This is a genomic window from Bradyrhizobium sp. Arg237L, from assembly GCF_029990105.1.
Classification (GTDB): domain Bacteria; phylum Pseudomonadota; class Alphaproteobacteria; order Rhizobiales; family Xanthobacteraceae; genus Bradyrhizobium.
The window spans coordinates 43,086-52,941 of record NZ_JAQMIL010000073.1 but is presented as its reverse complement, the minus strand read 5'-3'; the positions used below and the strand labels follow the sequence as shown (position 1 = coordinate 52,941).

Below are 9,856 nucleotides of genomic sequence, written 5' to 3'. Positions count from 1 at the left end.
TTAAACAGCAAGATCATTAATGGCGCGGAATCGACGCCTCGGGTTCAAAGCTACAAAAGCCGCTTCGGTAGTCTCATTCACGCTTACGAACTGATAGACTATCGTCCAAAGAAGAAGTTCGGCAATGCGGCTGCCAAGCGCAGAACGTCTCTGAAGCGCAAAGCCGTTCTTTCGGCATTTTTCGCTGAAATGCATCGACTGGGTTTGACCGCTCAGTTTGATTTCAGGGCGAGGCATTATGTTGTGAACGGCAACTTCACCGCACAATTCTATATGCTTCAAAGCCTCAAAGCTAAAGCTGCAAAACCACGATGGATCTTAAGACTCCGACGCAAGTCGAGCATGGATCTGATAATTGCTGCTCGGATGAACGGCGCAGAAGAGATCCACGACTACGTGTTGTTGCGCGCTGTTTTCCTAACCGACCGTTTGAACGGAACGGGTGAGGATGTAGAGCGTCTCGGCGCCGTCAGTTTTCAGACGATCGGCGATTTGGCGAGGGCGTTGGAGGGGATAACCCGGGAGACAGGCCTGCAAGATAGCCGCAACAAGTAATGAGAATGTCCGCTAATCGCAGAGTGTCGGAAAAAGCAGACCAACGACAGGATTGGCTCAACAACAACGAGCACGATAGCGACTGCTCTTAAGATTGCCACTTGAAGCCGTCTGATTGCCTTGGATAGCGAACCAACTGTCCGCCATCTTTGCCGCGGAACGCTTCAAGCTCCAGGCAAAACGGTCTCGCGATCTTTCATCGTTTCTCTGCGATACAGCACCTCACTCGTTGCGAACAGGTTCGGGAAGCGCCGACCGGCTGAACAAGTTTTCGGTCGCGGCAATTTATGACCGTTCGTAGCGCAACTGGGGTGTCAGCGAGCATCGACCACGCGCCAGAACCAGCCATCGAGGGGGCGGTGCTTGGCTTTAGCTGACCTAAGCCGATTCCCCTCGCGAGGTTGGCTAGTGGCCCTTACCGACCGGCCTAGAGTTTCGGCAAAGGTCGGCCGTCGGGGGCAGACCGGACCTCAGTTCGGCGCGGCTCAATCGACGCGACTGACCCAATTGAGACATTGGTCATTTCAGTCGTGACACTGAATCGACGCTTGCAGCGACCTAGCCGTCGTAAAGGACAGTGTGACTGTCACACCCAGTGGTGAGAGGGACGAAGTGTCGAGCGCACGCATCTATGCTGGTTTTCGCTGAGGGGCAGATACCGACCCAACGTATGACCAGGCGTTGCCGGGCCATCAGTGGTTGCAGCTATTAGTCCTGCAGAGCGGCGTAACGCTTGCCGGCCTTTCTCTTTTGAGGATGCGATGACGTTCAGCATTCATGCGAGGAAGGATGACGGGAAACCGTCGTTGCGAGCCACGTCAGTCCAATGCTGGCGGTTGCGAAAGCTCGCACTCTAGTTAGGGGCGGATGGCAGGTGCAGATCACACCGACGAGTACGGCAAGATATTTCAGCCTAACAGGTTTGAGGAGCTACTCAGACTTGACCGAAAGCCTCCGATCAGGTTTTGAGCTTCCGCGCTGCTTCGGCGTCGCGAGCCAATCGCTCCGCCTTTAACCGCTCGTGGTTTGCATGGAACGCCTTTTGAGTGCGTTCATACTCGGCCATCGCTACCTTGACGTCCGCCTCCTTGAAGGCTTCTCGTGCCTTACGCAAGGCCGCGGTGGGCACGTTCCGTTCGTTTGTGTAATCCCTCATTTCCTCCTCCTTTTGCGTTTGCTTACTACGCAATTTTTTGTCGGTGGGTCGAAAGTCGCATCGGAGTTTCCTGGGAGCTCGAGGCCTAGTTTGCCCTTTTGTATTTACACTTAACTACGTGGGCGAGTGCAAATCGCCTAGAAGCCAGCGTCCGAGAGCCTTGGACTTCATAGGATCTTCATACGCGGCCAGGGCCGTAACTACGTGATTGCAGACAGCGCATTCAAACGTATGCAAGTCGACGCCAGGGCGTGCTGGCTCGATGCGGGTAAGCATCATCTCGGCCTTGCACTTCGGACAGGCGGGGCGCCCAAATGCAACCGGCAGAATGGCGGACGACAGGCGTTGAGATTGGGGCATATGATGCCTCCCCTCGAATAGGCGGGAGCGCAACACTCTCTGTCACCGGTGGATGCCGTGAAGCGGCGGTGATGGGGCTATATGGATCCCGATCGAACCAAATAGCCAGTTAATTCGTGTTCGGTTGCCGAATTAGTGGTTACAGAGCGATTCAAGGGTCAAAACAGAGGCCAGCGCGTCATCGGCGGTCCGGTCAGGACGCTAAATATTTCGGATTGGGACGGAACGATTCACCTTGGGCTGGTCTTGGTCCTCAGCAATCGGCGATCCTATCTCCGAAAGCCAAGCCACCGGTCGACATTTTGGCCAATGCCCGGCGGGAGGTCTCGAACGGCCTCAGATGTGCGCGCGCTGAGGCCGTTTTGCTTGTTCAATGATCCATCTGCGAACGTTGGGCAGCACGATCTCACTTGATCGGCGAAATGGTTCGCCCAGGCGGCGATGTCCTGAGCCTACGCGCTTATGTTCAACTGCCGCAGCACGTCAGCGATGAGTTGCTTCACGTCCTGATGGCCACCGTTGCTGAAGGTGATGCGCGTGCCTTGTCCGTCGGGCAGTGGTGTGGCGGCCACGATCCTATCCGTGTTGATGACGATGGGCTGATCGTCCGGTTGCGTGAACTGCACGAATGCCATGAAAGATCGATCCTGCCTATTGGGCGCGCGAGCCGCGCGCGGCGCCCCGAAACCTGCGACGCGCGGGCGTCAAGGTCAAGCCTGCTTGACGCCTCCTGTTCGAGAGACAAGCGGACATCCAGGCGATCAATCCGAAGGTTGGATTAAGGGCAGCGCCGCCTATCGCCGGGATGAAGATGTGTTGTCGCCTTCCACGTCTGCTCTTCGATAGAACGTTACCCCGATTGTCTCCGGATCCAGGGACGGCTTGACGCCGGCGGCCTCGAGCTACTTCTTGCCCCCAAGGAAATGCTTCGCCAGCGCGAAAAGCGAGACGTGCATCGCCTCGAACCGCTCGACTTCCTCGGCCGGCACAACGATGGTGGAACAGCGATTAATCGGATTCCCCACATCATCCGGGATCTCGCAACTTGGCTGAACGATTGTACAGCGAAGGTTTTTAACATGTCCTCCTTCGTACTCTTCTTCCACCGATCAACTCCGATACGCTTCCCACCGGCATATCGCTCAAATATATGATTTATCATATGGACCGTCCGCCGACGCCGTTTGACCGTACTATCAATGGCACGGTCAGGATTCGAGGAGCGGTTTCCAGCGCGTAGTTCGCAGGTTGCGAGGCTCCTCGCTCGCAACGTCCGCCGATTGCGCAAGGACAAGGGCTGGACGCAGGATGAACTGGCAGCCAAACTTCGCGTCGAGCAGATGGAAATCAGCCTGATCGAAAACCATCGCGCCAATCCCACCCTCGAAAAGCTTGAGGCGATTGCAGTTTGTCTCGGCGTGCGATTCATTGATCTGTTCGAGACGCGCTCCACGAAATCATGATCGATCAGTAGCCGGTTCGCCAGAAGTAAGTCCGTGCGGGTCATCGCGCCACAGATATCGCCGCCACGGCAATCTTCATGATGATGGTGTCTGCTGACGGGTATTGATTCCCGTGGCTATCATTCCCCTGTAGAGAAATTCGATGCCCGCATTTTCAAAGGCATGTTGGATCTTGGTCAGCGTGCCGGCGTGGGGCACCGATCGTCCCAGCTCAAGTCTTGCGATCGATTTTTGGGAAACCGCGGCTCGGGTGGAAAGTTCGTCCTGGCTCCAACTCAACCACGACCGCGCGGCGCGAACCTGGGCGGGAGAAAGGAGGGGCTCCTTGTTAACCATGCTTGTTAACCATGTTTGGCGCTTACAGCGGACGTTTTCTTTCCGTGAGAGACAACCGCCCGTCCTAGTGGTATATTAGGAAAATCTTAACCATCGCCACGGCGCACGCGCTGGTAGCTATGGTGATCAGTCGAAGGAAACGACTGCCGCGGTAGAAAGTACGCACGAATCCTTGAAAAGGATTGAATCGTCGCACCGCTAGGATGCTGTCGAGTTGAGCGTCGAAAATCGTTGCGCGATGAACCTGAGGGTTCGCCCTCAGTGAGCGGATCTCCGCGCTCGCCGACGCTTCGCGGTCTTTTGAAAAACCGAAATCGCAACGAAGACGCCGGCTGCCGGCCGGGGCGAGCCATGTCGGCCGCGCAATTCCATATGATTTATCATATCAAGGAGTCGGTAATGCGCCGCAAGGATTCACCAAGGGCCGTCGGACCGCGATCGTCGAGCAACGGGTTTGGTATCGCGGCACGCGCAAAAACCAAGGCGACTGGTCCCATCTCCTTTCCGCACCCGCTTTGTTGGTGGAGGGTGCGACGCGCCGACGCATTCACGAAAGCTGACGTGTGCATTGCACGGCACCTCCTCAGAAAGACGGCCGTCCTCGGCGAGCCACATTGGTTCCTTGGTGCAGCCGGTGATCCAGCGGTGGCAATGAATGTTGCCCATCGCGCCCAGCGGCAAGGCGCGCGCGTTTCGCTCGACGTGGCCATGACTGCGGTCCTGTGCATCGCCCTAACAGGTGATGTGGCGGCGGCGCTCTTCTTGGCGGCGGCGCTCAAGGATCGATCGGATATTGATCCGCCATGCGCCGCGCTGTCGGACAGCTGGCTCGTCTACCAACCGAGGCGACTGAGCGTTCGCGCGGTGCAGGTGAGCCGGCGCGAATGACGTTGCGGCGAATCCTGCAATCCAACGACGACGTGCCATCCGATGTCGCCGACGTCCGCATTTGGAGTGTGCAGATGAACTACCGCGAGTACCTTTCGAGTCCTGCTTGGCGCTTCAACGCGGCACGATTGCGAGAGCTCGAGGCGGCAGGATTTCAATGCCGCCTATGCCCCAATTCGACCGCGACGGGTCATGTCATCGAGTGTCACCACCGAACGTATGCACGTCTCGGTCGGGAAATCGACGGCGATCTCACCGCCCTTTGTCGGGAGTGCCACGGGGTTGTGACTTCGATGCTGCGCGCACGCCGCTATGCGTCGGCACCGATCGCAACGTCCGATTACGTACCGGCAATCGCCGATCCCCCGCCCTTGTTCGACCCATTCGTGACCGGAGAATCAAAATGAGTGCAGAACATCTCAGTTTCAGGCTTGTTGGTGTCGGGCCGCTGCTGATGCACTCGGCCAGGTTAGCGGATCCGCTCGACCCTACCACGAGGGCCATCGCTTCCATTACCTCGAAAAGCAAAAAGACCGAAGCGGACCACGCTCGGATCGCCGAGCTGGAATGGCATGGCGGGCTTTGGCTGAGCGAAGGCCGCCCTTGCCTACCGCCCCATTGCATCAAGTCGGTTCTCGTGGATGGCGCCAAGAAACGCAAGAAAGGCGCAATCGCGAAGGCGGCGTTCGTGGCGGATGGACCGTCGATCCTTGATTACGACGGGCCTAAGACCATCGCCGAACTCTGGGCAGACCAACGCTTCCGCCATCGCGAGATGGTGCGCGTACGAGATTCACTCACCGTACGGACCCGTCCCTGCTTTCCACAATGGAGCGCTCGGGTGACGGCAACCTTCCTCCCATCGATGATCAACCGAGGCGAGATCTTCGAGTTTTTCAAGCTGGCGGGACCTTATGGTTTGGGCGACCACCGTCCGGAATTTGGTCGCTTCCTTGTCGAGGAGACCCCGGAATAACCGGTCGTGGCGGGGCGTGGCCCGCCGAGGCATGGCGTGGCCCGGCTAGGACCTATTCCACGAAGTCGATTTCCACCGGCGCGCTGGAGGTCGACGACAGGCGGCAACCGCACGAAGTCAGGAGCCAACATGAATTTGAACGGCCGGCCGTTACCAAACGGCTCTGACGATACAGGATTGCCGCCACCCTTTTCCTATTGGCGGACGCTTGCCGCGGAATCGTTCGACAAACGTCGCCGTGCCGAGATTGCCGAAAGCGTTCACGGCATCTCCGCCATCTGTCCCGAATGGCAGGCCGCTGTCCGCGGCGACGCTGCCGCGGCATCGGGATTGGTTCTGCGTCTGCAGAGACCGCCGCACATCTATCCGCGGGTAGATCTCGTGATGACTGTCCTCTTGAACACCGCCTTCCGCGACGCAGGCGCCGCGCTCGTCCTTTCTTACGGGCTTCGGCGGATGCCGCTCCATCCCCGGCGGCGTGCCAGGTTAGCGACGTCGTGGCTGGTTCACAACGTATGGCTTGAGTATCAGGGGCGTCGCGGCCGAGGTTCTGAGCGGAGGGATCAATGATCCGGGCGCAGATCATGTCCGACCTTCATCTGGACTTTCCACGGGCACGCGGTTTTCCACCCCTGGCGGGCGATCCCGCGCTCGTCCTCATTGCGGGAGACACCTGCGAGGGCCTGGTTCGCGCGGTCGAGGCAATGCGCATCGCCTACCCTCGCGCCGAGATCGCAGCAGTGGCGGGCAACCACGAATTCTATGGCCGCACATTCGGGGAGGAGCTTCAGGCGGGCCGGGAGCGCGCGCGCCAACTCGGCGTGCATCTCCTCGAAAACGAGACCGTGATATTCGGGCGTCTGCGCATTACCGGCGCCACCTTGTGGACGGACTACGAGCTGTTCGGCGCATCCTTTCGCGGTGTTTCCATGCGAATGGCGTACGACACCATGCGCGACCATAAGCGGATAAAATGGTCGCGTCGGCCCTGGCGACGCTTTCGTCCGCAGGAGGCGCGAATGCTCCACCTCCAGTCCCGCGCCTACATCGAGGCCGAGCTTGCTAAGGCATTCGACGGCGCCACCATCGTGCTGACGCACACGGCGCCAATCCTCGAAGCGGTTGAACCGCGACATCGCGATCGCATGGTCGCGGCCGCGTACGCTTCGAACTTGGCCGGTGCAATAGACCAGCTCCGGCCGGATTTCTGGATATCGGGCCACACCCATTTTTCGATGGATTTGCGCCGCGGTCGCACGCGATTGATCTCCAATCCACGCGGATACCCCGACGAAAACATCCGGTTCGATCCTCGGATGGTCATCGAAGTGTGCGCGTGAACGAAGCGAAGTTCAACCATACGGAAGACCGCACACGGTGCGTCTCCAAACCAGTCAACTGATGGATTCCATTTCGATCGACGAGAGCGAATGGCATGAACCACGACACCGCACCAAGAGTACGAGAAGCATCCAAGCCTCTGGCGGCTCCGACGTCATCGCCGCAGCAACCGCGGGCCTCTAGGCCGGCACCAGGCGGAGTGATGGGTCGGCTCGAACTTGCTGCCTACCGGGCCGACTGGCGTGCCTCTTTGCGCTATCGCAGGCACGTTGCCGAGGTCACGGCTGCCCGTGAGCACAAGCGGCTGGAAGAAGCAACGTCAATCGCCGACAAGAAGGCCGCGGGCGAGAAGCCCAGGGTACCATCTAACAAGGGAAGAGAGGCCGCTGGAGACAACGCGCGCAGGCGGAAGCCGAGCGCGCACGTCGACTCCATCGTTCGAAATAGTCCTCGTCCACCTTTCTATCCCCTCACCGCTGCAAGAGCCGCCGCTCGACTTATGTTCGCTGGTCTATTCGACTCGCGGCCCGACCTGCTCGAAGCGATCCGGTCGTCCGCACCGATCGTGGCGATCGATATCCCGGATCTTGAGATGCTCGATCGGGTGCTCGCGTGCTGGCATGACGTCCTTTTTTCCGGGACGCATCGCGTTATGGGGGTCGGCGGCCCCAACACATGGACGCGAGAAGACTACGATGCCGTGGAAATCGCCATTAAGGATCTGCCGAAAGCCGCGGACAAGGACCGACGAGAATGGGACGCGCTTTCGGCGCTCTCACTCGCCCTTCCACTGATCGCAATCTCGCCGGCCTCGGAGACTCATCTTCCCGCGGCAGTGCTGGCGGCAGCACCCGTTCGTATCACCTTTCCGCAGCTGGACCCGCTGACCATCACGCGCGCGATCCGCATCGTGACTGGGGAGCGCTGCCGTGACCTCCTCGACGAGGCTACCGCGGCGCGTATCACGCCTGTCGCCATGATCGTCGCAATCCGCTTCGACCGCACGCCCGCAGAATGTTTGGCCGAGCTGCGCCGCCTTGCCGCCGAGAAGGCCGAATACAAGGGCGGGCGCAACATCTCCTTGAGCGAACTTCACGGCATGGATGAAGCGGTCGCGTGGGCCCGCTCGACGATACGCGATTTGGAAGCGTGGCGCCGCGGCGAAATACCATGGGCAGGCTTGGACCCTGGCGCATGCTTGGTCGGCCCGCCTGGCACTGGAAAGACGCTGTTCGCCAAATGCTTTTCGCAGGCTGCCAAAATTCCCCTAGTCGCGTGTTCGCTCGCGCGATGGCAGGGCACCGATGAGGGACATCTGGGGCACTTGCTGAGAGCGATGAAGCGCGATTTCGACAAAGCCCGCGGCCAAGTTCCTTGTGTCGTCTTCATCGATGAGATCGATTCCTTCGGAGATCGCAGCAAGGTGCGCCACACCGAAACCCATGCCCAGTACTTTGTGGAAGTGATCAACGGGTTTCTCGCACAGCTGGACGGTATCGCTGGTCGCGAAGGATTGATTTTCCTAGCCGCCTCAAACGACATTTCTCGTTGCGATGCCGCCATCCTCAGGTCTGGCCGGCTCAACCGCATCATCCGAATTGGTCTTCCGAACGTCGAAGACCTCGAGCGCATGTTCCGCGTCAGGCTCGGGACGCGGCTTGACGGCGCAGACTTAGGCGAAATCTGTCTCCTGGCGCTTGGATCGACCGGCGCCGACGTCGAGCGCATAACCAACGACGCCGTCCGCTTCGCGCGACATGATAGGCGTCCGCTCGAGCTCGCCGATCTCCGAAGAGCGCTCGTCAAGGTCGACGATCGGGATGCGACGCTACTCAGGCGGGCGGCCGTCCACGAGGCCGGACATCTCTTGATCGAGCTTCTTCTGTTCAGGGGCGAGGCGGACCTCCATGCCACGATCGCGCGAGTGGGCGGTGAAGGCGGAGCGACGGTAAGAACCAAGCCGCTCCCACTGCTCGCCGGAACCCGCTCAGACTATCAGGCGCGCCTGCAGGTGTTGTTAGCCGGTCGCACTGCAGAGGAGATCGTGTTCGACGAAGCATCACATGGTGCCGGCGGACGACGGGGGTCTGACCTGCAGCACGCGACTGCGCTCGCCGCTGCGATGGTGGCGTCGCTTGGTCTCGCAGGATCAAACCGTCTGCTCTTCCTCGGTCCGGTCCAGGACACGGATGAACTGCTCTCGTACGCCCGTGTCCGCACTTCTGCTCACGCCGAGCTATTGAAGGCGGCAGAAACCTGCCGTTCAACGCTGCTGAGCTACCGCGCCGCTCTCGATGAGATCGCCGCAACGCTGCTGCGGGCCGGCAGGATCGATGGCGTCACCGCGGCGACCATCATCCGCACGCAGCGCGGCCCAGGGGGCACGCCATGAGTGGTAACTTGACAGACAACTTTGGAGGGCCGCGATGTTCAATCGATACCTGATCGTACTCGGAGAGCCCGGGTAACTAAGTCGCCAACTGGCTTGGTAGCGCGCAGAGATTCGTACGTCGAGAGCAACGTTGTCCCCGTCGTCGAGGATTGGAGAGCGGTAGATCGAGACCGAAGGTATGCGCTGGACCTTAGAGCATCTGCGCGGTTAGACCTCACAGTAGGACGCTCGAAGCACTGTAAGTCCCATCACGACGATGGTTGCCACATTCCACGTAAAACAATGTCTAACAGAATCGCAGAAATTCAATGAACTGGAGGGCCGACGAGGGCTATGCACATGAAAAGCGTACGCTTTCGCTTTGAGCGGATTGCATCAAGATATTTGCC

The 9,856-nt window shown here is 59.4% G+C and carries 11 protein-coding genes; 7 read left to right on the top strand and 4 right to left on the bottom strand.

Annotation, left to right across the window (positions count from 1 at the left end):
* The coding region (locus OZ411_RS33730) for a hypothetical protein (protein WP_282531398.1) at positions 1-555 on the top strand (555 nt) is incomplete at its 5' end.
* 958 nt (positions 556-1,513) lie between these two features.
* On the opposite strand, the gene OZ411_RS33725 is transcribed toward OZ411_RS33730, so the two are convergent.
* The 3 genes from OZ411_RS33725 to OZ411_RS33715 all read right to left on the bottom strand — a co-directional run bounded on the left by OZ411_RS33725 (position 1,514) and on the right by OZ411_RS33715 (position 3,177).
* Positions 1,514-1,684 carry a hypothetical protein gene (locus tag OZ411_RS33725; protein ID WP_349017059.1) on the bottom strand — a complete coding sequence of 57 codons (171 nt, stop codon included), beginning with the start codon at positions 1,682-1,684 and terminating at the stop codon, positions 1,514-1,516.
* 839 nt (positions 1,685-2,523) lie between these two features.
* Entirely contained in the window at positions 2,524-2,706 is a 183-nt protein-coding gene (locus tag OZ411_RS33720) for a hypothetical protein (RefSeq protein ID WP_130576997.1), read from the bottom strand.
* A 267-nt stretch (positions 2,707-2,973) separates the two neighbouring features.
* Positions 2,974-3,177 carry a hypothetical protein gene (locus OZ411_RS33715; protein ID WP_282531396.1) on the bottom strand — a complete coding sequence of 68 codons (204 nt, stop codon included), beginning with the start codon at positions 3,175-3,177 and terminating at the stop codon, positions 2,974-2,976.
* Between the two features lie 93 nt (positions 3,178-3,270).
* On the opposite strand from OZ411_RS33715, the gene OZ411_RS33710 reads away from it, so the two are divergent.
* Positions 3,271-3,534, top strand: a complete 264-nt coding sequence (locus OZ411_RS33710) for a helix-turn-helix transcriptional regulator (protein ID WP_282531395.1) — start codon at positions 3,271-3,273, stop codon at positions 3,532-3,534.
* A 75-nt stretch (positions 3,535-3,609) separates the two neighbouring features.
* On the opposite strand, the gene OZ411_RS33705 is transcribed toward OZ411_RS33710, so the two are convergent.
* On the bottom strand, positions 3,610-3,870 hold the full coding sequence (locus OZ411_RS33705; protein ID WP_282531394.1) for a helix-turn-helix transcriptional regulator: 261 nt from the start codon (positions 3,868-3,870) through the stop codon (positions 3,610-3,612).
* Between the two features lie 351 nt (positions 3,871-4,221).
* On the opposite strand from OZ411_RS33705, the gene OZ411_RS33700 reads away from it, so the two are divergent.
* The 5 genes from OZ411_RS33700 to OZ411_RS33680 all read left to right on the top strand — a co-directional run bounded on the left by OZ411_RS33700 (position 4,222) and on the right by OZ411_RS33680 (position 9,467).
* A complete protein-coding gene (locus tag OZ411_RS33700; RefSeq protein WP_282531393.1) occupies positions 4,222-4,758 on the top strand; it encodes a hypothetical protein in 537 nt (178 codons plus the stop codon).
* A 74-nt stretch (positions 4,759-4,832) separates the two neighbouring features.
* The gene (locus tag OZ411_RS33695) at positions 4,833-5,165 is read left to right on the top strand and encodes a hypothetical protein (protein ID WP_282531392.1); all 333 of its coding nucleotides are present in this window, start codon (positions 4,833-4,835) and stop codon (positions 5,163-5,165) included.
* Positions 5,162-5,734 carry a hypothetical protein gene (locus OZ411_RS33690; protein ID WP_282531391.1) on the top strand — a complete coding sequence of 191 codons (573 nt, stop codon included), beginning with the start codon at positions 5,162-5,164 and terminating at the stop codon, positions 5,732-5,734. The genes OZ411_RS33695 and OZ411_RS33690 overlap by 4 nt, the downstream gene beginning before the upstream one ends.
* Positions 5,735-6,300: 566 nt before the next feature.
* Positions 6,301-7,074: a metallophosphoesterase gene (locus tag OZ411_RS33685; RefSeq protein ID WP_282531390.1), complete on the top strand. Its 774-nt coding sequence runs from the start codon at positions 6,301-6,303 to the stop codon at positions 7,072-7,074.
* A gap of 500 nt (positions 7,075-7,574) precedes the next feature.
* Complete coding sequence (locus tag OZ411_RS33680) at positions 7,575-9,467, top strand: AAA family ATPase (protein WP_282531389.1); 1,893 nt, start codon at positions 7,575-7,577, stop codon at positions 9,465-9,467.
* Positions 9,468-9,856 lie beyond the last annotated feature (389 nt).